The sequence below is a fragment of the Vogesella mureinivorans genome, assembly GCF_007644035.1.
In the GTDB taxonomy this organism is placed as follows: Bacteria; Pseudomonadota; Gammaproteobacteria; order Burkholderiales; family Chromobacteriaceae; genus Vogesella; species Vogesella mureinivorans.
This window is the reverse complement of the sequence record NZ_VMTV02000696.1, coordinates 1-260: the sequence shown is the minus strand read 5'-3', so window position 1 is coordinate 260 and position 260 is coordinate 1. Positions and strand designations below refer to the sequence as shown.

Annotated in this window: 1 protein-coding gene; it reads right to left on the bottom strand. The window is 63.8% G+C overall.

The genetic code is table 11. The annotated features are described in order from the left end of the window. Positions 1 to 260 (bottom strand): plastocyanin/azurin family copper-binding protein (locus FLQ44_RS17790; RefSeq protein ID WP_240801330.1); only part of this gene is annotated, 260 nt, incomplete at both ends.

The following is a 260-nucleotide window of genomic DNA, read 5'->3' as shown; positions in this document are numbered from 1 at the left end:
CCATCATCAAATGCGGCGGGCAGATGTAAAAGTACAGGCCGGCTTGCTCAAGCTTGACGGTGTAGGGCTGGTCTTCGCTGCTGTTCCACTGGCTGACCCCGCCTGGGGTGGCCAGGCTGCGCACGTAGTGGCCGGCGGTTTCCGGCACAAAGCGCACGCTGTCGCCGACCTCTGCCTGGACAAAGGCCGGCTCGAACACCATGGTGGTGCCGTTGCTGCCGATGTTCAGCATGCGTACTACATGCTCGGCGGCCAGGGCC